The organism is Pseudoalteromonas sp. SR43-3 (genome assembly GCF_014163875.1).
GTDB lineage: Bacteria > Pseudomonadota > Gammaproteobacteria > Enterobacterales > Alteromonadaceae > Pseudoalteromonas > Pseudoalteromonas distincta.
On the sequence record NZ_JACJEC010000005.1, the window covers coordinates 159692 to 182679 of the forward strand.

Annotated in this window: 24 protein-coding genes; 7 read left to right on the forward strand and 17 right to left on the reverse strand. The window is 38.2% G+C overall.

Translation table 11 applies throughout. The features are described 5' to 3' along the window. The first annotated feature begins 127 nt into the window (after positions 1–127). A complete protein-coding gene (locus H5088_RS08760; protein ID WP_182752686.1) occupies positions 128–349 on the forward strand; it encodes a DUF3820 family protein in 222 nt (73 codons plus the stop codon). 91 nt (positions 350–440) lie between these two features. Here H5088_RS08760 and H5088_RS08765 read toward each other — a convergent pair whose 3' ends face one another. The 6 genes from H5088_RS08765 to ilvY form a co-directional block, all read right to left on the reverse strand. Next, positions 441–1688: an ATP-binding protein gene (locus tag H5088_RS08765; protein WP_182672327.1), complete on the reverse strand. Its 1248-nt coding sequence runs from the start codon at positions 1686–1688 to the stop codon at positions 441–443. A gap of 25 nt (positions 1689–1713) precedes the next feature. Beyond that, a complete protein-coding gene (locus tag H5088_RS08770; RefSeq protein WP_004335729.1) occupies positions 1714–2406 on the reverse strand; it encodes a response regulator in 693 nt (230 codons plus the stop codon). Positions 2407–2420: 14 nt separating this feature from the next. Further along, a complete protein-coding gene (locus H5088_RS08775) occupies positions 2421–2801 on the reverse strand; it encodes a DUF3019 domain-containing protein (RefSeq protein WP_024594944.1) in 381 nt (126 codons plus the stop codon). 1 nt (position 2802) lies between these two features. After that, entirely contained in the window at positions 2803–3615 is an 813-nt protein-coding gene (locus H5088_RS08780) for a MipA/OmpV family protein (RefSeq protein ID WP_182752687.1), read from the reverse strand. A 400-nt stretch (positions 3616–4015) separates the two neighbouring features. Beyond that, positions 4016–5062 (reverse strand): GGDEF domain-containing protein, encoded by a 1047-nt coding sequence (locus tag H5088_RS08785; RefSeq protein WP_182752688.1) that lies wholly within the window; start codon positions 5060–5062, stop codon positions 4016–4018. A gap of 116 nt (positions 5063–5178) precedes the next feature. Then, positions 5179–6084 (reverse strand): HTH-type transcriptional activator IlvY, encoded by a 906-nt coding sequence (ilvY, locus tag H5088_RS08790; RefSeq protein ID WP_182752689.1) that lies wholly within the window; start codon positions 6082–6084, stop codon positions 5179–5181. A gap of 139 nt (positions 6085–6223) precedes the next feature. Here ilvY and ilvC point away from each other — a divergent pair, with 139 nt between their 5' ends. Both ilvC and H5088_RS08800 read left to right on the forward strand, forming a co-directional pair. Then, positions 6224–7696: a ketol-acid reductoisomerase gene (gene ilvC / locus H5088_RS08795; RefSeq protein ID WP_182752690.1), complete on the forward strand. Its 1473-nt coding sequence runs from the start codon at positions 6224–6226 to the stop codon at positions 7694–7696. Between the two features lie 192 nt (positions 7697–7888). Beyond that, positions 7889–9808 (forward strand): methyl-accepting chemotaxis protein, encoded by a 1920-nt coding sequence (locus H5088_RS08800; RefSeq protein WP_182752691.1) that lies wholly within the window; start codon positions 7889–7891, stop codon positions 9806–9808. Positions 9809–9902: 94 nt separating this feature from the next. Here the strand turns inward: H5088_RS08800 and H5088_RS08805 are convergent, their stop codons facing one another. After that, a complete protein-coding gene (locus H5088_RS08805; protein WP_024594786.1) occupies positions 9903–10232 on the reverse strand; it encodes a GIY-YIG nuclease family protein in 330 nt (109 codons plus the stop codon). 107 nt (positions 10233–10339) lie between these two features. Here H5088_RS08805 and H5088_RS08810 point away from each other — a divergent pair, with 107 nt between their 5' ends. Next, entirely contained in the window at positions 10340–10699 is a 360-nt protein-coding gene (locus H5088_RS08810) for an outer membrane protein assembly factor BamE (RefSeq protein WP_004335706.1), read from the forward strand. 133 nt (positions 10700–10832) lie between these two features. On the opposite strand, the gene H5088_RS08815 is transcribed toward H5088_RS08810, so the two are convergent. Together H5088_RS08815 and H5088_RS08820 are read right to left on the reverse strand one after the other, a co-directional pair. Further along, complete coding sequence (locus H5088_RS08815) at positions 10833–11156, reverse strand: RnfH family protein (RefSeq protein WP_004335703.1); 324 nt, start codon at positions 11154–11156, stop codon at positions 10833–10835. Beyond that, positions 11153–11593, reverse strand: coding sequence for a type II toxin-antitoxin system RatA family toxin (locus H5088_RS08820; protein ID WP_138488724.1), 441 nt, complete (start codon positions 11591–11593; stop codon positions 11153–11155). The genes H5088_RS08815 and H5088_RS08820 overlap by 4 nt, the downstream gene beginning before the upstream one ends. A gap of 146 nt (positions 11594–11739) precedes the next feature. Here H5088_RS08820 and smpB point away from each other — a divergent pair, with 146 nt between their 5' ends. Beyond that, positions 11740–12219, forward strand: coding sequence for an SsrA-binding protein SmpB (gene smpB, locus H5088_RS08825; protein WP_004335699.1), 480 nt, complete (start codon positions 11740–11742; stop codon positions 12217–12219). 428 nt (positions 12220–12647) lie between these two features. Continuing rightward, complete coding sequence (locus tag H5088_RS08830) at positions 12648–15239, forward strand: TonB-dependent receptor (RefSeq protein ID WP_182732703.1); 2592 nt, start codon at positions 12648–12650, stop codon at positions 15237–15239. 87 nt (positions 15240–15326) lie between these two features. Here H5088_RS08830 and H5088_RS08835 read toward each other — a convergent pair whose 3' ends face one another. The 7 genes from H5088_RS08835 to H5088_RS08860 all read right to left on the reverse strand — a co-directional run bounded on the left by H5088_RS08835 (position 15327) and on the right by H5088_RS08860 (position 20719). Then, positions 15327–15932 carry a peroxiredoxin gene (locus H5088_RS08835; protein ID WP_007378637.1) on the reverse strand — a complete coding sequence of 202 codons (606 nt, stop codon included), beginning with the start codon at positions 15930–15932 and terminating at the stop codon, positions 15327–15329. Positions 15933–16294: 362 nt separating this feature from the next. After that, complete coding sequence (gene fadR / locus H5088_RS08840; protein ID WP_024606190.1) at positions 16295–17008, reverse strand: fatty acid metabolism transcriptional regulator FadR; 714 nt, start codon at positions 17006–17008, stop codon at positions 16295–16297. A 496-nt stretch (positions 17009–17504) separates the two neighbouring features. Then, positions 17505–18089: an NAD(P)H-dependent oxidoreductase gene (locus tag H5088_RS08845; RefSeq protein ID WP_089349248.1), complete on the reverse strand. Its 585-nt coding sequence runs from the start codon at positions 18087–18089 to the stop codon at positions 17505–17507. 73 nt (positions 18090–18162) lie between these two features. Further along, entirely contained in the window at positions 18163–18900 is a 738-nt protein-coding gene (locus H5088_RS08850; RefSeq protein ID WP_220488856.1) for a type 1 glutamine amidotransferase domain-containing protein, read from the reverse strand. Between the two features lie 40 nt (positions 18901–18940). Beyond that, positions 18941–19261 (reverse strand): VOC family protein, encoded by a 321-nt coding sequence (locus tag H5088_RS20495; protein ID WP_404936290.1) that lies wholly within the window; start codon positions 19259–19261, stop codon positions 18941–18943. Positions 19262–19374: 113 nt separating this feature from the next. Further along, complete coding sequence (locus H5088_RS08855) at positions 19375–19665, reverse strand: putative quinol monooxygenase (RefSeq protein ID WP_182715752.1); 291 nt, start codon at positions 19663–19665, stop codon at positions 19375–19377. 61 nt (positions 19666–19726) lie between these two features. Next, positions 19727–20719: a zinc-binding dehydrogenase gene (locus tag H5088_RS08860; protein ID WP_182752692.1), complete on the reverse strand. Its 993-nt coding sequence runs from the start codon at positions 20717–20719 to the stop codon at positions 19727–19729. Positions 20720–20820: 101 nt separating this feature from the next. Here H5088_RS08860 and H5088_RS08865 point away from each other — a divergent pair, with 101 nt between their 5' ends. Next, positions 20821–21714, forward strand: a complete 894-nt coding sequence (locus H5088_RS08865; RefSeq protein ID WP_182752693.1) for a LysR family transcriptional regulator — start codon at positions 20821–20823, stop codon at positions 21712–21714. Between the two features lie 316 nt (positions 21715–22030). On the opposite strand, the gene H5088_RS08870 is transcribed toward H5088_RS08865, so the two are convergent. Beyond that, positions 22031–22984, reverse strand: a complete 954-nt coding sequence (locus tag H5088_RS08870; RefSeq protein ID WP_182752694.1) for a GlxA family transcriptional regulator — start codon at positions 22982–22984, stop codon at positions 22031–22033. Between the last annotated feature and the right edge of the window lie 4 nt (positions 22985–22988).

A 22988-nucleotide genomic window follows, 5' to 3' on the forward strand; every position in this document is an offset into this window, starting at 1 on the left:
AACAAAAAATTATTAAATCAGAGGGCCTACTCCCTCGCAAAATAGGCTGTTTCTTGCCCGTCACAGCCTATTTTATATTTCTAAAATCCCTTACACTTACGCAGACTTTAAAACCTAAGTAACTCTTATGGATCCAAAACAATTAAAAATAGCTGTAAATACAGCGATGCCTTTTGGGAAATATGCTGGGCGCCCTTTATTACTACTACCAGAACCTTATTTGGTGTGGTTCAAACAGCAGGGATTTCCTAACTCGAAACTTGGTAGCCAACTAGCGATGATGTATGAGGTTAAACTAAATGGCCTTGAGCAAATGTTAATGCCATTACTTGAAAAAAATAAAAAATAATTGAGAACTTTTTTAAATACTTGCGGTCTATTATATTGCTACTTGTTGATTTTGGTTTTTAACCGCAAAAAAAGCGCCTTAGGCGCTTTTTTTATGTCTTAAATTTGAGAGGTAAATATACAATAAATTTAGCACCACCTAAGCTTGAGCTTTCTGCTTTACACTCTCCTTGGTGCCACGACACTATTTTAGCAACTATAGCAAGCCCTAAACCAAAGCCACCAGTGTCCTTGCCTCTACTTTTATCTAATCGAGTAAAAGGCTTAAATACGTTTTCTCGCTCAACGGGGTCAATCCCTTCACCATCATCTTCAACAATCAATACGATGTGAGTTGCCTCTTGTAGCAATGAAATTTTGACTTGTTGATGAGTGTATTTGAGCGCATTGCCAATTAAATTTTGAAATACTCGCGCCATAAAGTGGCTATCACAGTAGTAATTTAAATGCTCAGGGAGGTTTATAGAGAGCGTTGTTCTAGCTTCAAAATTTAGCTTTTCAATAGTGGTTTTTACCAGCCCAGCTAAATCGCAGTTTATTGGCTGTAAACTTGGTTGTTGAGAGTCTAATCGCGCGTATTCAAGCATTTCAGAAACTAGTGACTCAAGCTCACTAATATCTGTTTGCATGTTTGTTAGGTATTTTTCGCCTTTTTCGTCAAGCATTTGTTCTTGTAACATTACAATTGCAAACTTTAAACGTGCTAATGGCGTTCTAAACTCATGGGATACCGATGAGGTAAGTTCTTGCTGTGCACTAAGCAAAAACTCAATGCGTTGCTGCATTACCTTTAATGTATCAGTTATAGGTAAAAAGAAAGACTTAGAAGAGTCATTTAGTTGAAAGTCTTGCAAACCCTCTACCGCTTCACACGCTTTACGTAGCTTTGCAAAGTCACGCCAGAGTAAAAAGCTCCATAGCCCAACTGGTATACCTACAATAATAAGTAGTAATAAATACGGCCAAACAGAAGATGATTGCTGCGTTAATACGCCTACCGGTCCTACTTGAAGTAATGAATCATTACCGAGATCTACATACCAAACAATGCGTTGTTGCTTATCATACAAATATAAGTAGTGGTTTTGATTTAGCTGCGATTGTTGTTTTTGAGGAAGTATTAAATCACGTCGTTCAATCACTTTACTTTCAAAGTTATGCTTTAGTTTTTTAAGACCATTTGGGGTTTGTGAAAGCAACCACAGTGATTGCCCAAACTCATCGTCTAAGAAGACCTGCTGCTGCGACTCTTCATAGGGCCACAGCTGCTCAATAACACCACTTACAACAAATAATGAAACAATGATATATAAGTATAAGCTGGTAAACAGTTTTCCCATTACAGCCGATTAACCTTAAATAGTTCTAAAGATCCCATGCATCAGAAACAAATAAATAGCCTTGTCCCCATACGGTTTTTATACGATACGGCTTATCACTATTATCGCCTAATTTTTTACGAATTCGTGATACGCGTACATCCACAGTTCTATCAAGTCCGTCGTATTGACGGCCAATCATATGTTGGTGCACATGTTCTCTGCTTAGTACTTCACCCGCATTTGACGCTAATAGCCATAGTAGTTCAAACTCGTGCGAAGTTAATACAATCTCTGAATCACTTAGTTTTACAATACGGCTTGTTTTATCGATGACTAAATCACCAAACTGCAGTTCTTCACTAGATTTTACTATTGGTTGCCCACGTCGTAGTAATGCATTGATCCGCGCTAGTAATACACGTGGCTCTGCTGGTTTTATTACATAATCATCAGCACCAAGTTCTAAACCAAGCACTTGGTCGAAGTCTTCACCTTTAGCAGTCAACATTAAAATTGGTAGAGTAAATTTATCTCTTACTTGGCGGCAAACGCTAAAGCCATCTTTACCTGGCAGCATAACGTCTAGAATCATTAAATCGGGTGTATTGTTTTCTAGGTAATTAAACACTTCGTCACCGCGGTCTAACACTTCGACTTCAAGGCCATTATGTTCAAGGTAATCTTTTGTTAGCTGTTGTAAACCGAGATCATCTTCAACAAGTAAAATTTTTGGCATTAGTTGCTCCTAAATTAAAAAAAGCTCCACGGAGAGCGTAGCCTACGCCTATTTTTTTTAGCATGGGCGCTTTGTACTTCAACCTGTGTTTTTGCTATTAACACACCCGTATGAGGATTGATTAAGGAGTATATGGTCTCCACCTGAACACGCGCTTTATAATTAAATTGCCCAGAACGCTGCTGCTGCCAGCATTGAAGTAGTTGTTCTTGTTGATACAAACAGACATCACTATAGGTGTTTAATAGCCATTTAAACTGTAAATCAAGATCGCAAAAATCCTGCTGTTCGGAAACCACGCAGACTTTTGGAGAAACACTAAAAACAGGGGTTTGTGCCACGCTAAAACCACTAAAAAAAGTGGTAATAAACACAACTAATATTGAATACTTCATATTAAAAAGTACGATCGAATCCTATAAATGCAGTCATTGAATAAGTACGTTCAAAGAGCGGACTGCCATCCATAGCCGAATAGTCGTAATATGCTACATGAAAACGAAGAGAGTCAGCCTTACTCAGTGGCCAACGGGCGTCGATTTTAGCATAAGATTGCCAACTACTACCAACGTCTATTTTGCCAAATTGAGTTTCACCCTCATTAAGTCCATAAAAATAGCTATTTAGTTCCGCAGATTTATAGTTTATTCCAAGTGTTGGCTTTATTTTAAGCTTTCCTAGCACAGTATGATATTGCCACTGCAATGCACCGCGTACACCTCGATAAACATCGGTTATATCATGCAGAGCCTGAACTGAAAAAACATGGTCATCATTTACATAGTGATATGCAATACCCGCATCCAAGGCAATTTGCCGTTTATGCAAATTATCAATATCAGCGTAGCGAGAGGACGAGGCTTCATTTTGCATTACAAACTGATTATTAAGAGCACTACTTTGCAATGCAAATACATTTTTAGGGTGCCAGTCTATAAAAAAGCGAGATTCAGAGTTGAGTTCACTAACTAGATTAAAGTGATGCTTTGGGGATTGTGAAAATGAATAGCCAAGGCGGCCATTATCAAAAAACCATTGCTCTGCATAAAACGCAATTTGTGGAATAAGCACAAGCGGAATATTATCTCCACCATGCAAAGGGTTGGTTATAACTCCAGCCCCAACGCTTAAACTCAAATGCAGGCGATCAGTTGTTATATCTTGCTCTGTATAATCGTCAGCATGCTTGCTTGCCTGTGTTGCTTGCACCGAAAGGCAAGCAAACAAAGTGCTAAAACATAGAGCAGTTAATAAGGAGAAGGAATACCGCATCAGCGTACATCAAAGTATTAAATTAAGTAAGTTCCCCATACTAGCAAGGTCTTTTTAAACTAGCTCTAGCTGGTTACAATTATTCACAATTTGTATACACAAATGTTAACTTTTGTGTTTTTGAAGTGACAAACCCTTCAAATTAGTTATGTGCGTTGGCTAAGCTGGCACTGCTTTGAGAAACTTTGGAAATGAGGGATAACCTCGCAAATGCTTTAATTCAAATAAAATCTGCAGGAAGCCAACTCTAACAACTTTTTTTATTAACCTTACAAGCTACTAGGTTACCAAAGTTAATAGCGGCTTTAGCCGTAATAAATCAAGCTTCTGATGCTTATTAAATATCAGGGGCTATTTCTATTCGGTTTCGGCCATGTGTTTTTGCGATATATAAGGCTCTATCTGCACGCTCAACTAAAACTGAGCTATTAGTAAATGGACGTAAAATAGCTAAACCAAAACTTGCAGAAATAGCACGTTTAGCTGTTACATCATGCTTTTTACGAATCGCTAATTTCGCAATAGCTAAACGTATACAATCGGCAAACGCTATTATATCGTTAATAGTGTCAAAATAAGCTGTTATACAAAACTCTTCGCCACCGTATCTATATATATTTGCTGTTTCAGTTGTATTTTCTCTCACTTTTTTGGCAACTAACCTCAACACTTCGTCACCCTTTTGATGACCAAAGTCATCGTTAAAACGTTTAAAGTGGTCAATATCAAACATAATTAGTACGGCAAGAGAATCTTCCTGTGCTTTCTCTGAGTATTCAAAACAAAATTTTACGATATCTGAATCAAACTTACCTCGGTTATAAAACCCCGTAAGCGTGTCGGTATCAGCTACTTCTTTTGAAATATTAAGTGCTTCTTTTAAATCTTTTATTTCGTTGTAAGCAACAGCTAACTTAGTTTGAAATTCTCTAGCATAATCCTGCATAGCAATAGAATCGTCGGTTAAGCGCTCTACACAACCTAATATTTCATTATAAGAATTTACATCAGCAAGCATATTTAATTCATTTTGTGAATCAACTAAACTAGTTGTAAAGCTTTTGGAATGCTCAAGCGTGGTGCTTATATCTTGCTGGACTTGCTCCATGGTTGTATGGAACTTTTCAGTCATTTCTTGAAAGAAAGCCAGATCGTCTTGCGTTAAATGCTTATCAAAAATTTCTTTTGCTTTGTCTTGTGAGCATGTTTGTTGCTCAGCAATAACATGGTCTAATTCAGCATTTAATGAAGGGTTACTCCCTTGAATGTAACAGTACCAAATTGCATAGTTGATAGGCGTAACCGGCATGCGGTATTTTACCATCAAAGGAATCGCCTTTTTAAGGCATTGAGCAGAATGAGCAAGTGATACGGCGTGGTTCATAAATAAACTCTCAAGCGTCATTGTTTTTATTATTAGCACTCAATGTTAAGTAATAGTAAACTCATACGCAACCTATATTAATACTATTTAACTAATTTGCTTACTCTGTGTGCATATTAAATTGCTTTTGCTTCTAAAGTTTGCGCTATATTCCACAACGCACTGATTGCAGGGTCATTTAACTCTTTTCTTAATACCGCCAAACCGATATCAAACCCTTCAGGTGCTTGCATTTTTGGTGTTAGGATTTGTACCTTATCTTGCAGCGGGCTGTTATCTAGTACTATTTTAGGGACCATTGCGACGCCTAGCCCTAAGCTCACCATAGATACCATTGCTTCATGTCCTGCAACTTGGGCGTAGATTTTTCCGTGAATATTATTTTTGCGCCACCAGTGCTCTAACCTTTGGCGAGAAAAACCTTGTTCTGGGACAATAAACTCTAAATCAGACCAATTAATGTCATCACTATTTTGTGAAAGCTTTTGTGTGATCGGACATTGAATTTTTGGGCCAATTAATAAAAGTGGTGAGTGCCCAATATCAACAAAGGCAATTTGCGACGGTAATTTATTAGGCTTAGCTGCAATTGCCATTAATTCGTGGCCATCTAGGACACGATTTATAGCAAGTGCTGGGTCACCGGTATTTAATGTTATTTCTATGTACTGATGCTGCGCACGAAGTTGTTCTAATATTTGATGTAAAAAACTATAAGATGCAGTTACAGAACAATAAATACTTACTTTGCCGTAAATATGCTGTTGTGGGTCTTTTACATTCGTTTTAAAACGTTGCCAATTAGCAAGCGTTGCCGTTGCGTAATCAATAAAGGACTCCCCCTCACGCGTTAATTTAACGCTTCGGTTATCGCGGATAAACAATGCCACTCCAACTTCTTCTTCCAAGTGTTTTATATTTCGGCTCAAAGTGGGTGCGCTTATGTGGCAAAGCTCACTTGCGCGCCCAAAGTGAAGTGTTTTAGCCAACGCTAAAAAGTAGTTTAAGTGCTTATGTTCCATCCAACCCCCCTGCATTTCATATTATGAAACACTTTAATTCAAATATATCATTTTACGCAAGCAACGATTTTACATATGGTGCTTGTAAGCGCAGTAAACATTGCGCATCTAACAAACATGACTTTATAGGACACTAACAATGGCGAATTATTTCAATACCTTACCTTTACGCGAGCAATTAGCGCAATTAGCGCAATGTGAATTTATGGACGCAGGCGAATTTGCCGATGGCGTTGATGCACTTAAAGGTAAAAAACTAGTTATTGTAGGCTGTGGCGCACAAGGTTTAAACCAAGGCTTAAACTTACGTGACTCTGGTTTAGATGTTTCTTACACATTACGCGCATCAGCTATTTCTGAGCGTCGCCAATCATTTTTGAACGCATCTGAAAACGGCTTTACTGTTGGCACTTACGAAGAACTAATCCCAACAGCTGATGTAGTACTTAATTTAACACCAGATAAGCAACATACTGCTGTAGTAAGTGCAATTATGCCGCTTATGAAAAAAGGCTCTACACTTGCCTACTCTCATGGCTTTAATATTGTTGAAGAAGGCATGCAAGTACGTGAAGACATTACTGTAATCATGGTTGCGCCTAAGTGTCCTGGTTCTGAAGTACGTGAAGAATACAAACGCGGTTTTGGTGTACCAACTCTAATTGCTGTTCACCCAGAAAATGACCCTCAAGGTCATGGTTTAGCACAAGCTAAAGCGTATGCAGCAGGGACTGGCGGACACCGTGCAGGAGTACTTAAATCATCATTTATTGCTGAAGTTAAGTCAGACCTAATGGGCGAGCAAACCATTTTATGTGGCATGTTACAAACTGGCTCTATTTTATGTTTTGATAAAATGATAGAAAAAGGCGTTGATGCGGGTTATGCATCAAAGCTAATTCAATACGGCTGGGAAGTAATTACCGAAGCACTTAAGTACGGCGGCGTCACAAACATGCTTGACCGCCTTTCAAACCCTGCAAAAGTAAAAGCGTTCGAACTAAGCGAAGAGCTAAAACTAATTATGCGCCCGCTTTATAATAAGCATCAAGATGACATCATCGACGGCACTTTTTCACGCACTATGATGGAAGACTGGAATAACGATGACGTAAACTTACTTAAATGGCGCGCTGAAACAGCAGAGACTAACTTTGAAAAGACCCCTGCTGGCGATGTAGAAATCTCAGAACAAGAATTTTTTGATAACGGTATTTTAATGGTAGCAATGGTAAAAGCAGGTGTTGAACTTGCTTTTGAAACCATGACAGCAGCCGGTATTATTGAAGAGTCAGCTTACTACGAGTCTTTACATGAAACGCCATTAATTGCTAATACTATTGCACGCAAAAAGCTTTTTGAAATGAACCGTACAATTTCTGACACTGCAGAGTATGGATGTTACCTATATAACCATGCATGTTTACCATTACTTGCAGATTTTATGGAAAAAATTGATACAGATGTTATTGGTAAAGGCCTTGGCGAGCACAGTAACCAAGTTGATAACCAAACATTAATTCAAATTAACGCCGCCCTTCGTGAACACCCAGTTGAAAAAGTAGGTGCTAAATTACGTGGCTACATGTCAGCAATGAAAAAGATTGTTTAACCCTAAACGATAAATGTTTCGCTTGTTAGAAACCAAGCCCATAGGCTTTGCTTATGGGCTTTTTTATGCATATTCATAAAATTTTAACCATAACACGCTACCTTCTATTCATTTCACAGTAGGCAATATCTAGCTCTAAATAAATAATGTGCTAGTATAGTCCTCTACTCAGTTGTAAAATTAATTAATATCATGACGATACAAAACCTTTCTATTACTCAAAAAATCACAGCTTTAGGCAGTGTTATTGCTATATGCGTAGCGGCACTGATTGGCTTGACCTCTTTATACAGCTCTAAAGACATAATTGAGCAACGTATGATCGAGTCAGAGCTACCTAGTAAACTGCAAACAATCAGTAATCATATAGGCGGTGAAATTAATGAGTTACTTGGTGCTGCTCAGCAACTATCATCAAACGAATTTGTTTTACAGTGGGCTCAGTCTAGTAATCAAGACGACACTTTATTATTAAAAGAATTAAATCGTGTTGCCCAGCAATACGATTTAGCAACAGCATCTTGGGCAAATAGAGACACTGCACAGTACTGGAACCAAAATGGTTTTTTGCGTGTGTTAAAAAACGATGCAGCTGATGGCTGGTTTTTTGCGTTCAAACAATCAAAACAACCTTATTCTATCAGTATTTATCAAGAGTCAGCCAATGATGTGAAAATGTTTGTAAATCATCAGCAAGCTAATGGTACTGGTTTAGCAGGTCTTGCAAAAAGCATCACTGATATGCAAAAGCTATTACAGCAATTTAAAATTGAGCAAACAGGTTTTGTATTTATTGCAGATAAAAATGGATTAATTCAACTTCATAAAGATGCCAATAAAGTAGCAAAAGCAAATATTGACGATTTATATACTGCAAATATTCACAGCCAACTATTTAATAGTAATGGCTTTGCACTAGAAGAAATTAACTTAAATGGCGAACCAACTCTTATAGCTGCAACCCCAATTAAAAACACTGACTTATATGTTGTAGCACAAGTACCAAAAAGTGAAGTATTCGCAAGTGTAAACACCCTACAATGGCAAATATTTACTTTTACAGTAATCACCGCGTTAGTTGCTAGCTTGATTAGTTACTTACTTGCTCGCTCTCTTTCATCTCCACTTTCTAAAATGGCTGAGTTATTTTCACGCTTAGGCTCTGGCGATGCAAACTTAGCGTACCGCTTACCAGAATCAAGCCAACCAGAGCTCAACAATTTAAGTAATGGCTTTAACCAGTTTATAAATAAAATAGAAACAGCGATTACTCAAGTTGCCAGTGAAAGCCACGATATTCGCCAAAGTTCTGATCATGTATTTGAACAGGCAAAACGAAACTCGCAAGCAATTGATAATCAAAAAGAGCAAACAATATCTGTCGCAGCAGCTATCAACGAAATGGGCGCTACAGTGCAAGAAATAGCACAAAGCGCAGCGAATACAGCTAAGTTAACCGATAACAGCCGTGAGAACACCATTCAAAGCCACAAACAAGTATTACAAAGCCAGACAACTATCTCAGCCCTAGCTAGCGATATTGATGGCATAACAGAGCAAGTTACTTTGCTTTCTAAAAAAACGGTTGATATAGCAAGTATTGTGGATTCAATTAGAGGGATATCGGATCAGACTAATCTACTTGCTTTAAACGCGGCAATTGAATCTGCTCGCGCAGGTGAGCACGGTCGAGGCTTTGCTGTTGTTGCTGATGAAGTACGCGCTCTGGCAAACCGTACATCGCAATCAACCACCGAAATTCAATCTATGATTGAAGAGCTTACAAGAATATCTGATGATGTAGTTAACGATATTAGCCAATCAAAAGATAAAGCGCAGCAAAGCGTTGGAGCCATGCAGAGCTCAGTAGAATTACTCGATGCGATAGCCGAAACAGCTAATCAAATAAACGATATGGCTACGCTTATTGCAACTGCAACCGAACAGCAAAGTAATGTGGTTGCTGATGTAGGTCGTAACATAGAGCAAATAAGTGAAATTAGCGATAAAGCAATGAGCGAGCAAATCAATACAGAGCAAGCTATTCGTGACTTGGCAAACAGCGCTCAAACACTCGATGCACTTGTCGCTACCTTTGAAAAACATCGCTAAGCAGCTATAACTGCTATATTTCCTTTGTGAGCAAAAGCTATATTAAAAGCTAGCTTTTGCCCACAGCGAATACGGTTTAATCTAAATAAATTAACTAAATGATTTTAGTGTCGCCGGTATTAAATGCTAAAACGTATGCTTCTTTTTTGGCTCTAGGGAGCTTTTTTAATTGATACTCAAGTTTACTTGCTTCACTTTTATTACCAACTTGTTGTTGATGAATAAGTAAAAGCGGCCCTTTCCCTCTAAGGTTTTTGGCCCCTTTGCCGGCTTGATGAGTTGCAAAGCGTTTTTCAACATTAGTCGTGATCCCTGTGTACCAATGACCAAATCGTGTCTCAACTATATATAAAAACCAAGTAGACTCCGTTTTTAAAATATTCGTTTCGATGTGCTGTAAACTTTTTTCATTATTTATGGTCAAAACATTACCTTAACGCCCTTAACATAAAACAATTGCTTAAAAGGGTTTTACCTTCAGTGACTAATCGGTATCATGCAGATTATAAAAAATAAGGATCACAACTAACAATGCAGTCGTTAAAAACTTTTTCTCTTTGGCTTATCGTTGCTTTAACACTTAGCTCAGCAGCAGGTTGCTCTAGCTGGGTATACCGAATTAACATCCCACAAGGCAACTTTTTAGAGCAATCGGATGTTGAAAAACTTCGTGTAAATATGACTCGAGAGCAAGTTGTTTACGTATTAGGCAGACCTATTGCCGAAGACGCCTTTGATAACAATACTTGGCGTTATATTTACAGCTTTAATAAGGGCCGTAAAAACGAGCAAAATAAAGAGTTAGTAATTAACTTTGAAAATGAAAAGTTAGTTTCAATCTCAGGGGATTATGACCAACCTGAAAACTTTACTACACCGCTCGAGCAATAAATTTCTCAAGTGGTAAAAAAAGGTGAGCATGGCTCACCTTTTTTATTGGTTTATTTAAAAGCTTTTACCATTTTAAACAACGTTAGCGTGTGATTTAATCCGTTAAATTTTTCCACGTTTATACCGATTTGCGTTACTTTTCGAGTGGGCGGCCACCCGTTATTTTATTTGCACGCCCCTCTTCTTTAGCTTTTTCTGCACGCTTTCTACGCGCATCTTTAGGGTCTGCAATTAATGGACGATATATTTCTATACGGTCACCGTCTTTTAATTCATAGTTAGCTTTTACAGTTCGATTCCACACACCTAACGTTAGCGATGTAGCATCTATCTCAGGGCACTTTTGTATAATACCTGACTGAATAACAGCTTGCTCGACTGTAGTCCCTTGTGGCACTTCAATTGATAAACACGTGGCCGTGGTTGGTAATGCAAAGACCACCTCAACATTAATCATGCTCTCGCTCCATAAACCTGTTTTGCACGTTGAGTAAATGCACTCACCATATTTTTTGCAACATCGTTAAAAATCTTACCAAAGGCAAGCTCTATTAACTTACTTGAAAATTCAAACTCTAGGTGCAAATGAACTTTACATGCTTTGGCGTCAAGCTCTTGAAAATGCCAGCGCCCTTTTAACGTCTTAAATGGTCCATCAACAAGGCTTAGCAACACGGTTTGCTCATCAACAAAGGTGTTTTCGGTGGTAAACCACTTTTTTATACCCGCCTTGGATATTTCTAAACTCGCGGTCATGTTATTATCATGCTGTGAAACAATTTTTGAGTCTGAGCAATTTGGTAAAAACTGCGAATAAGCTTCTACATCATTAACTAGATCAAACATCTCTTTAGTGCTGTACATAACCAGCGCACTTTTTTCTATTTGTGGCATACTCACTCCCAACTGTGTGGGCGAATTTTAGCAAGCTTTGCGCGTTTCCCCAAATTTTCATGCTGCTTAAATTAAAGCTTAATTTTTAAAAGCATTATTAAAAAATCGATGTAAAACATCTCACATTACGTATATTATAGGGCACTATGGCTAAGAAAAATTCATCAAAATCGACAAGTAATACCATCGCGCTAAACAAAAAAGCGCGACATGAGTATTTTTTACACGATAAGTTTGAAGCAGGTGTTGAACTACAAGGCTGGGAAGTAAAAAGTATCCGAGCAGGTAAGGTAAACATCACCGAAACTTATATTCATCTTAAAAATGGCGAAGCATTTTTGCTTGGCGCGCAAATACAGCCACTTAATAGTGCATCAACCCATGTAATTTGCGATCCGTTGCGTTATCGTAAGTTACTATTAAGCAGACGCGAACTTGACCGTCTACTCGGTGCAACAGAGCGAGATGGCTATTCATTAATAGCTACAGCTATGTACTGGAAAAAATGTTGGGTGAAACTTGAATTTCATCTAGCAAAAGGTAAAAAGTTGCACGATAAACGTGACGACGGGAAAAATAAAGATTGGTCTCGCGAAAAAGAACGTTTAATGAAACACAAAGTATAAGCACAACGCCTAACTAACAAGTTAGGCGTTTTTTTTATTAAAAAAAACCAACTATTATTTGTTTTATTAATATACAACAAGATTACTATTCATTCAGAATATACATGTAAATAATTTATTACAATTTTATTGTGAATTAATTAATTTAATTATTACTCGCATTTAGGCTGTATTTGTTATTTCCAAAATAAAGCATATGCGCCTATTTCAACCTTCTTCAGCGCATAACATCTGTTTTAAAATCATCCAAAAACACACAAAAAACCATACTAAAATCACATTTCAGTCTAATTGCTAACACTTAAGTTACATGATATTAATGTCGTCGCTTGTTATATCAATCCGCTTAAATATGGGATTTATTTAACAGTTTAAAAAGGATTGGTATAGAGCAACTAAATTTATAACATATCAACAAGGACTTAAGGATGAAGCAATCAACTGCATTTACACCTAGCTTAATTGCAGGTGCTACAATCGCACTTTCAGCAGGTTTTACAACAACAACTTACGCTGCTGAAGAAGCTAACAAAGTAGAGCGCATTGAAGTAACTGGCTCACGAATCAAACGTTCAGATATCGAAGGACCTTCTCCGGTTCAATCAATCGCAAGAGCTGATATTGAGAACATGGGTTATGACAACCTACAACAACTCCTCGAAAGAATGCCTGTCGCGGGTAGCGGTACTTTCTCAACACGTGGTAACAACCAAGATTCAACTGCAAATGGGTCTGCTGCTGTTAGTTTACGTGGCTTAGGTGCTGATGCTACGCTCGTACTAATCAATGGCCGTCGTGTATCTATTAGTGCATTTGCCGAAGGTATCACAAACTCATTTGTAGATATTAACAGTATCCCAGTTTCTGCCATTGAGCGAATCGATATACTAAAAGATGGTGCTTCAGCTATCTACGGCTCAGACGCAGTGGCGGGTGTGGTAAACGTAATCTTGAAAAAAGACATTGACGGTGTTGAAGTTAATTTGGGCTACGGTGGTACTGATGGTCCCAATTATGAAGAAACAACAGCAAGTTTAGTATGGGGTACTACTAGCGAGAAAAGTAGCGCGTCAGTTATTATCGATTACTTTAAAAATACATCTCTTTCTTCTGATGAAATGGGCAGCTTAGGTACAGCAAATCAATCACCTTATGGTGGTGAAGATTTTCGCTCATCTCGTGGCTTCCCTGGATATTTTTATGTAGACGGTGTTAAAACAATTGATCCGGCTTGTCCTGCTGAAAATGCAACTTCAAGCGGCAGTTGTTTATTTGATTACGGCCCTTACGGTTATATCGCACCAGCGTCTGAACGCGTGGGTGCTATTTCTCAATTTGAATATAACTTTGATAATGGCATTACGGGCTTTTTAGAAATGGCAGTACAGCACAATACGTCTGTTGCGGCCGGAGCCCCTACTCCACTTGATGAAGATGCAGGCTTAACTGTCCCAGCTAGCCACCCTAACAATCCATTTGGTGAAGACATTCAAATTGGTCGTTACCGTACAGTTGATGCTGGCGCACGCCAATGGGATATTGAATCAGATACTCTTCGCTTTGTTGCAGGGCTTAGAGGTGAGTTTAATGACTGGAGTTGGGAAACCGCTGTACAAAAAGGCCGAAGTAAATCTCTTCAAACAGGTGATAGAACACAAGGTTGGGTGCGTACTGATTTCTTACAACAAGAAATTGATGCAGGAAACTACAATCCATTTGGTGGCACATACAACGACCCTGCTGTAATTGATCGTATTACAACAAGCTTAGTGCGTCGTGGTGAGTCTCACATGACTTCCTTTGATGCAAACATTACAGGCGAAGCATTTAGTTTTGGCGATGATGTAGTAATGATGGCTGCAGGTATTGAGTACCGTGAAGAAGACGTTAATGACATTCCAGATGATCAATTTCAACGTGGTTTAATATTTGGCACAGAGTCTGTATCTGCATCTGCAGATCGTGAACAATACGCAGCCTATGTCGAGTTTTCTATCCCTCTTGCTGATAATTTAGAGCTACAACTTGCCGGCCGTTACGATGACTACAGTGACTTCGGTACAACAACAAACCCTAAAGTAGCTCTTCGCTGGGCGCCCACTGATGAAATCACAGTGCGTGGCTCTTGGGCACAAGGCTTTAGAGCGCCTTCTTTGGCACAAGTTGGTTTGGGTCCATCTCAAGAAAGCCAATTCTTTGTAGATACATACCGATGTGAGGCAACAGGCCTTGATTGTGATGCACTTGATTACAACATTGAATTTGCTGGTAACCCTGACCTTGAAGCTGAAGAATCAGAATCATGGAATGTCGGCTTTATTTGGGCGCCTTCTGCTGAGTTTGGTTTGAGTGTCGATGTGTGGAGCATCACTCAAGATAACAAAATTGATGAGCAAGAGTTTGGTCCAATTTATAACTCTGAGTGTAATAACCAAGATAGTACTGTATGTGTGCGCTTAACACCTACAGGTGGCGATAGCTTAGGAACAATTCAAAAAATTTACAGCACATTTGAAAACGTTTCTTCGCAAGAAGTATCTGGGGTTGATGTTTCAGCTAACTACAATCACTCACTTGATGACTTAGGTTTATTGAAATTTAATTTAGAATGGGCATACCAAGATAAATTTGAAAAAGATGGCCGCGATTACACCGGTGAGTATGGCTATCCAGAGCACCGCTGGATTTTCTCTACAAACTGGGAAATTGGCGAGTTTAATACAAACGTAAACATCAGTTATGTAGGTGAGTTTGAAGATACCCCAGATATTGATTTTGACGGTAATTTAGACTTTGATAGCAATACATCACGTATGGTTGATTCGCAAACATTGGTAGATTTACAAACATCTTATCGTGTTACTGACTCAACTAAAGTATCGCTAGGTGTAAATAATTTATTTGATGAAGAGCCACCATTTGCAATTGGTGATGGCGATGCTGATCTATACGGTTATGCTTCAGGTGTACACAATCCTAGAGGCCGATACTTCTATACTAAAGTTAGCTTCTCGTTTTAACTTTGCGAGCTTATTTTAAAGTGAGCTAACGCTACAAATAAAAAAACCGCCAATTGGCGGTTTTTTTATTTAAAACTAAGGGCTAAATTATAGCTCGCCTTCGTTTTCAGATAAGAACTTAGCAACGCCTTCAGGGCTTGCGTCCATACCTTTTTTACCTTCAGTCCAACCAGCAGGACATACTTCACCGTGCTCAGTGTGGAACGCTAGCGCGTCAACCATGCGAAGCATTTCGTCTATGTTACGACCTAGTGGTAAATCGTTCACTACTTGGTGACGTACGTTACCTTCTTCATCAATTAAGAAAGAACCACGGAACGCAACACCCGCTTCTGGATGCTCAACGTCGTATGCTTTACAAATTTCGTGTTTAACGTCTGCAACTAGTGCGTATTGAACTTTACCAATACCGCCGTCTGCTACAGCAGTGTTACGCCATGCGTTATGTGAGAATTGTGAATCGATAGAAACACCAATTACTTCTACGCCACGCTTTTGAAACTCTTCAAAACGCTTATCAAATGCAATAAGTTCAGAAGGACATACAAACGTGAAATCTAGTGGGTAAAAGAAGATAACTGCTTTTTTACCTTTAATTGTTTCATGAAGGTTATAGCTATCTACAATTTCACCGTTACCAAGAACAGCTGCAGCGGTAAAGTCTGGTGCCTGGCGGCCTACTAATACACCCATTTTATTCTCCAAATATTTTGAGTTTGTTTTCAATTGCTTTCGCAATGCTGGTACTTATATGGGCGCTAAAAATTAAAAACCAATAGCGCATACATATAATTAATTGGCATTCTAAAGTTATTCACTACAAAAGAACAATCGCATTTAACGATGTGAGCAATCGAAAATAACGAACACTTGCAACTTGCGCTAATATGCTTAAATAATAGGTCTAATTTAAAGTGTAAGTTGCGTTGTAACTAAGTAGAAATTTTAAAAATATCGAAGTGGTTTATGCATTAAACTTTTTAGAATTTCATATACGGTGGCGCTAAATTTTACAGATATAAAAAAACCTGCAAATGCAGGTTTCTCGCTTAGACTTAGTCCATTATATCTGAGGGCATATCACCACGGATTTTTTGCCAAATCTCACCCGTTTGATGACCGTATTTACGCATCATAGAAATAGCACCATCATGCTCTTTCTTTTCTGCCAAAATGGTTAAATCTTTATAAAACTGACGAGCAAGTTCACGAGTTCCAGCATCAGAGAAGTAATGACAACCAATCTTTGAATAAAAGCCTCTAAAACCATTAAGTATTAATACATAAATACGGTTATTACCCGCAACGGCTAATTCGTGATGCACTTTATAATCATAGTCAGCAAATGCTTGAGCGGTGTCTTCTAGCTCATGGCTTTGTGATAAAATTTCAATCACGCGTTCAGGATTTAACTTAATTGCAGCACGTGTATAAATAGCACTAATATTAGTACGTGCAGATAAAAGCTGATCTGTCAGCTCTGGCATCTTGTCTTCATCTAAGCGCGCTAATGTTTCAAGAATGTTTAAGCCAGACGTTTCCCAAAAGTTATTTACTTTTGTGGGTTTACCATGCTGAATTGTTAGCCAACCATCACGTGCTAAACGCTGTAATACTTCTCTCAAGGTTGTTCTTGTAACACCAATTAACTCTGAAAGTTCTCGCTCGGCAGGTAAAATTGAACCTGGAGGGAAATCGCCGTTCCAAATGGACTCAACTATATATTCTTCAGCAAATCCTGCTGGGCTTTTCGCTTTAAAAATTCTCATCCAGTTCCCACTCGAATTAATCAACACTCATCGTTTTACACGAATAACTGACTGATTGTACCAGACGAAGCACAACTAACAAGTAAAGTAATATATATTAATAAAGTGATCATACATATCAAAGGTGAGATTGTTGCACAGCGTGAGATTTTTGGCTTGGTAAAAAGATCAGAATTGGCTTTTAATTGAACGCACAGTCCATATATATAAAAATTATAATCACACGTATATCAAGGGCAGCTATGTGTAAATACCTAACGTCAGCTGAGTGCCATTTCCGGGCGTTCACATAGCACTCGCTTACACCCCTAGTTTTTTTAAAGCAAAATCTTCTTTTACTCTTTCTGAAAGTTATTGGGCGGCCATTGGTAACCTTCAACAGAGCTGTAATCAGCTGACTATCTAGGTAAAACACCATGTAAGTAAGAACAAGGTGTTTTTATGAGGCATAAGGTCCGTAGAGTAGAGCTACTTAAAAATACTTAACAATGCTAAATCAGATCTTAAGTGCTGCACCCAAATGTAGTTTATATCGCTCCATATCGACTTTTACTTGGGGATTTTTCATAACATCGCTACAAATAAAAGTTTCTAGTGGCTTCATTCCTAAAAACTGATTTGCTTTATGCACGGGTAAATACACACCATCTACCCCAGTCCCCTCAAAAAACTGCTCACTATCAATGAACGCATTTACTGGGGCATTCCACGTGACAGAAAGCATGTATTTTTTACCGTGAAGTAAGCCTCCAGATCCATACTGCTTTGAAATATCACTTCTAGACCTACCGTCGCTTTCATATAACTTACCGTGCCCTTTGGTAAACACCTCATCCATGTACTTTTTCACAGTCCAAGGAGGCCCCATCCACCATGCGGGCATCTGAAAGATTACCAAGTCAGCCCACAGCCATTTAGAAATTTCTTCATCGACATCATATCCTTTATCAATAGTTGTGTTACGAACATTACAGTTACTTTGTACAAAGAAGTTTTCAGCAAAGGCTGTGAGCGAATTGTTAAGCTCACCTTTAGAGTGAGCGAAACATTTACCGCCATTTAAAATTAAGATATTTTTCACTATGTACTACTACCCATTCTTTATTGAAATTCACTTAAAAACCTTGAATTGATAAGTGTCTGACATTAAATGCCTATTTGATGCCTTTTAATCCAGTTAGAATCTCTTCGCCTACTTTACGAGCTGATTGCGGGTTTTGACCAGTAATAACTCGCCTATCATTCACAACGTTTACCGTCCATGGAGCACCATAAATGTGCTTTGCACCTTTGGACATTAATGTATCCTGTAGTGAGAAAGGAACAACTTCTGTTAGCCCTACATTTGACTCTTCCTCGTTAGTAAATACAGCTAATTTTTTTCCTTTAACGAGGTATTGTCCGTTACTAAGCTTTACGTCTGTAAGAGCTGCTGGGCCATGACAAATCGCGCTTACAATACCGCCTCGCTCATATATTGAAACAGTTAATTTATTGATACGTTCATTGTTCGAGAAGTCCCACATGGTACCGTGACCGCCTACATAAACTACTGCTTGATAATCTTCACTGTTTACATCTTCAATCGCTTTAGTATTTATAATTGAAGCCATGAGCTTTTTATCATTTATAAACCTAGCATTGTTTTCATCTGAAAAATCTAGACTTTTAGGGTCTATTGGGGCCATTCCACCATCAATACTAGCAACATCAACTTCAAAGCCTGCATCAGCAAGGACGTAATAAGGATGTGTTAACTCACCTAACCAAAAGCCAGTTTTCATATCTAACGAACCCATTTTATTGTGGCTAGTCAGTACGAAAAGGATTTTATCCGCAGCAAAACTTGGAGCCGCGAAAACTAGTGTCATGAATAATAATAGAAATTTCATACTATCTTTCTCATATAAATTAAACCAACCGATTTGTCGGTTACTTGTAAAATATGCTACAAACTTTCATTGTTAGGCATTGAAGCTCAAGTCTCAGTTTTTGGTAGCGGCTCACCACATGTAACAACTCGACGGAAATATTATCCGCAGAGCGTAAAAAAACCATTTGACCGTCTTGAGGAAATCGATTTACTTCAATGCCTAGTTCCTGTAAGTGAGCGCATGTCTCGTATATATTTTCAACTCTGTAGGCTATATGACCGAGGTTTCTTCCTGTATTTAGATACTCAGGCTCCAAGTTATAAGTAAGTTCAATTTGAGCGCTTTCATCACCTTGTGCAGCTAAAAGATAAGAGAAAATTTTGCTCCAAAGTAGTCTTTCCTTTTTAGAACTTTTAACCCAAGACCCTCATAGCAAAATCTTAGTGATGTTTTAATATCTGATATGCGGTGATATTTCATTTATCACAAGCCTTAAAACACACGAGCTGTTTTAATAACGACTGATAGCACTCTACCTTCTAAAGACGTTTGTAATTGAAGATAATGCGACAGTGTCTTATGTTGCTCTAAAGTATCTATGTCACGCCACATTTCAATTAATGTGATTCTTTGTGACCCATTAACATCAGGGAAAACATCATAACGCTCGCATCCATCTTCAAGAATACTGTCACTCGCACATTCATAAATTGCATTTAATACGGTGCGGTAATGTTGTGTTTCGCATAGAATATCTACAACAATCATTACTTCATTGTCCATTTTTAACCTTTATCTTGGTTTATAAGGCTGCTTACACAGCCTTTAATTAAATAACAGAAATTTAACGCTCGATTACGATTTTACCTGTGGCTAACCCTGACTCTAGACGAGTGTGAGCATCTTTAACTCCTTGTAAAGTTAAAGGGAAAACACTATCGATAAGCGGTTTAACTTGACCTTTATCTACAAGCCCAGCAAGTCGGCTTAGAATGTCACCGTGAGTCTCTCTATCGATGTTATGAATAATTGAAATCGCCATAAATACTAGGTCTAACCTTAGAGCCTTAAAGTGCATTTCAGTTAAGTTATAATCAGCATAACCAATAGTAGAGATAACATGCCCCTTCAGTTTTGCAGCGATTAATGAGTTTTGTAAAACGGGCCCGCCCACTGTATCAAATACCGTATCGAAGCCTTGACCATTGGTTAGTCGTTCAACATATTCCTTTGGCTCTTCTGTAGGGAATAGAACCGTTTCATCTGCGCCTAATTGTTTTGCAATTTCTGCGCGAGCTTCATCTGCAACAGTCGTTGTAACATGTGCACCTAGTGCTTTTGCAAGCTGAAGACCAATGTGGCCTACGCCACCTGTACCACCATGAACCAACACTCTATCGCTCGGCTGGATTTCAGCTCGACCAATAATTGCTTCCCATGCTGTAATTGCTACTAAAGGCAAGCTAGCCGCCTCACCAAAGCTAAGCGTTTTAGGTTTATGTGCTAATAATACAGCGTCAGCTTCAACCTTATCTGCAAGAGTACCCGGAATGCCAACGATACCGCCGACACAACCGTATACTTCATCACCAATTTTAAAGTTAGTTACACCTTCACCTACTTCACTGATTACGCCCGATACATCCATGTGAAGGATTGCTGGATAAGTCATACCAGCAGTTCCTTCACTGCCTTGACGGATTTTAGTATCAACAGGGTTAACACTTGTCGCTTTTACATCTATTACGACGTGACCGCATTTTGGTTTTGGCGCATGAACTTCGATTTCATGTAAAACATTAACGTCACCATGACCATTAATAGCTATTGCTTTCATAATAATTTCCTCTTTGTTATTGACGAAAGTGATGTTATCAACATAATTAACAACCAAAAACACACTAAAAGTTTAATGATTAATTCCAAAAGGTTGATAATTTGATCGATTCAATAGAAGAACTAAAGATATTCAGTACGATTTTTGAACTTAAATCTATTCGAATGGCTGCTGATGCTCACAACCTAACGGCTGCAGCAGTGAGTAAAAGGTTGATAGCGCTCGAAAACAGGCTGAGTGCTAAATTATTTTATAGAACAACACGGACCCTTAGTCCGACATTTACGGGTGAGAAGCTATATAACCATGCGCAAAGACTTTTAAGTATTAGCGATGAGATTGAACATGACCTCGACCCAACTAATACGTTAAAAGGAAAAATAAAAATAACTGCGTCAGCTTCTTTTACACAAAGCTATCTATTACCTGTGATTAGCAGCTTTTTAGAAAGTTACCCGCAAGTTAATATTGAAATCATTTCTACAGATAGTTTAGTTAATTTAACAGAACAAGGTGTTGATTTGGCGATTAGACATGGCCCTTCGCGAGATTCATCATTAATTGGTCAAAAGCTATCTGATACAAAGAGAGTCTTATGTGCAACGCCGAGTTATTTAGAAAAAAAAGGAGCACCACAATCACCTGAATATTTAACTGATCATAGTTTATTAACCGTTGGGAATGAAACTAACTGGTCATTCATTAGAGAAAGTGAACGAAAAACAGTTAAGTTAAACCCCAGCTTTTCTTCTAGCTTAGGGGATAGCGTTTTGGGTATGGTGGAATTAGATCATGGTATTGCACTCTTGTCTGATTGGCATATTAAAGAACATGTTGAAAAAGGGCGCTTAAAGGTTATTTTAGAAGATTGGGAGTGTGACCCATCAATTTCAATTAACCTATTATATCCGTCTAGGAAAAACCAATCGATGATAGTTAGGAACTTCATTGACCACTTGAAAGAATGGATAAAAAGCAATCCCCTTTCAAAATAGACTTAAATTGTTAGGGTTTTCACTACTGTTAACTTCATCTGGTAGCACATTGGCTAACTCCACCTAGAGCCATTTACCAAACTTTAAAAAAGAGCAAGATATAAATTACATCTAATAATTACACTTTATAGTGTTTTGGGGTATGTGTTTACTGGATAAAATGCTTTTTAGCCGAAGGGGGCTATGTGCCATTTGCGGACATTCAGTATTTGAATTTAAGTCTATACTGATGGACGCAAATGCCACCAAAGTGGTCATTAAAGGCTTATAATAAAATGACAATACTTCTTATAAAACATTCCTAATAAGAGGTCAGTCACTCACTGTTTTTACTTCTAAACAAATTTCGCCAAGCATTAGGTGTTGTATCAAATCGCTGCTTAAAGTGTTTACGAAATATTTGTTCTGAGCTAAACCCTGCCTGTTCTGATATATGGGTAATAGACAGGGCCGTTGACTCAAGTAACTCTTGGCTACGATTTAGACGCAAATTATTCAGCCATAGTTTGAAACTTATTCCTTGGTTAGCTTTAAAATAGCGACTAAAGCTTCGAATACTCATAGCACAATATGAAGCTACCCATTCTATTGAGTAATCATCTGTTAAGTTAGTCTGGACGTAATCTATTAATTTAGCCAAGCGCTCATCACTCGCTCGTTCAATGGTTGGTTGCTCTATGTATTGGTTTTGACCACCATCCCTTTCAGGTGATGAAACCATCACCCTCGCTATTCGGTTTGCTTTCTTTATGCCATAAAAATATTTAACGATATATAAACAACAGTCTATCGCAGCGGCGCTGCCAGCAGAGGTAATAATATTGTCCTGTACTATATATAGTTGGTTACTTTCAAAATGAACCTGAGGAAACTTTAGTGGAAAATCTTCGCCCATTTTCCAATGAGTTGTTGCTCGCTTCTCATCTAACAAACCTGAATAACCAAGGGCATAAGCACCTAAACATAAACCTACTATCATTTTATTATTTCTAGAGAGATTTGTTATAAGTTTGATGAGCCTTGTATTTAGTGGAACTTCAGGCTTCCAACTAGGGAAAATAACGATATCAGCATGTTGGATAATTGAAAAATCCTCTTCAACAATGAAACTAAGACCATTAGCGAAACTTAATTTTCCTTTCTGCTCTGCACAGACTTTTACGTCAAATAATTTATCATTGTTTAATACAGCATCATTGAAAATAGCCGTAGGAACAGATAAATGAAACATGCTAACTTCATTGTAAACCACTATTACTACGTTGATCATACTA

Coding starts and splice junctions, on each gene's coding strand:
- fadR (WP_024606190.1), bottom strand. CDS start 17,008: ATGAGAATTTTTAAAGCGAAAAGCCCAGCAGGATTTGCTGAAGAATAT.
- H5088_RS08810 (WP_004335706.1), top strand. CDS start 10,340: ATGCAGTCGTTAAAAACTTTTTCTCTTTGGCTTATCGTTGCTTTAACA.
- ilvY (WP_182752689.1), bottom strand. CDS start 6,084: ATGGAACATAAGCACTTAAACTACTTTTTAGCGTTGGCTAAAACACTT.
- H5088_RS08835 (WP_007378637.1), bottom strand. CDS start 15,932: ATGGGTGTATTAGTAGGCCGCCAGGCACCAGACTTTACCGCTGCAGCT.
- H5088_RS08785 (WP_182752688.1), bottom strand. CDS start 5,062: ATGAACCACGCCGTATCACTTGCTCATTCTGCTCAATGCCTTAAAAAG.
- H5088_RS08870 (WP_182752694.1), bottom strand. CDS start 22,984: ATGATCAACGTAGTAATAGTGGTTTACAATGAAGTTAGCATGTTTCAT.
- H5088_RS08855 (WP_182715752.1), bottom strand. CDS start 19,665: ATGGACAATGAAGTAATGATTGTTGTAGATATTCTATGCGAAACACAA.
- H5088_RS08850 (WP_220488856.1), bottom strand. CDS start 18,900: ATGAAATTTCTATTATTATTCATGACACTAGTTTTCGCGGCTCCAAGT.
- H5088_RS08760 (WP_182752686.1), top strand. CDS start 128: ATGGATCCAAAACAATTAAAAATAGCTGTAAATACAGCGATGCCTTTT.
- H5088_RS08770 (WP_004335729.1), bottom strand. CDS start 2,406: ATGCCAAAAATTTTACTTGTTGAAGATGATCTCGGTTTACAACAGCTA.
- H5088_RS08830 (WP_182732703.1), top strand. CDS start 12,648: ATGAAGCAATCAACTGCATTTACACCTAGCTTAATTGCAGGTGCTACA.
- H5088_RS08800 (WP_182752691.1), top strand. CDS start 7,889: ATGACGATACAAAACCTTTCTATTACTCAAAAAATCACAGCTTTAGGC.
- smpB (WP_004335699.1), top strand. CDS start 11,740: ATGGCTAAGAAAAATTCATCAAAATCGACAAGTAATACCATCGCGCTA.
- H5088_RS08820 (WP_138488724.1), bottom strand. CDS start 11,593: ATGCCACAAATAGAAAAAAGTGCGCTGGTTATGTACAGCACTAAAGAG.
- ilvC (WP_182752690.1), top strand. CDS start 6,224: ATGGCGAATTATTTCAATACCTTACCTTTACGCGAGCAATTAGCGCAA.
- H5088_RS08860 (WP_182752692.1), bottom strand. CDS start 20,719: ATGAAAGCAATAGCTATTAATGGTCATGGTGACGTTAATGTTTTACAT.
- H5088_RS08775 (WP_024594944.1), bottom strand. CDS start 2,801: ATGAAGTATTCAATATTAGTTGTGTTTATTACCACTTTTTTTAGTGGT.
- H5088_RS08815 (WP_004335703.1), bottom strand. CDS start 11,156: ATGATTAATGTTGAGGTGGTCTTTGCATTACCAACCACGGCCACGTGT.
- H5088_RS08765 (WP_182672327.1), bottom strand. CDS start 1,688: ATGGGAAAACTGTTTACCAGCTTATACTTATATATCATTGTTTCATTA.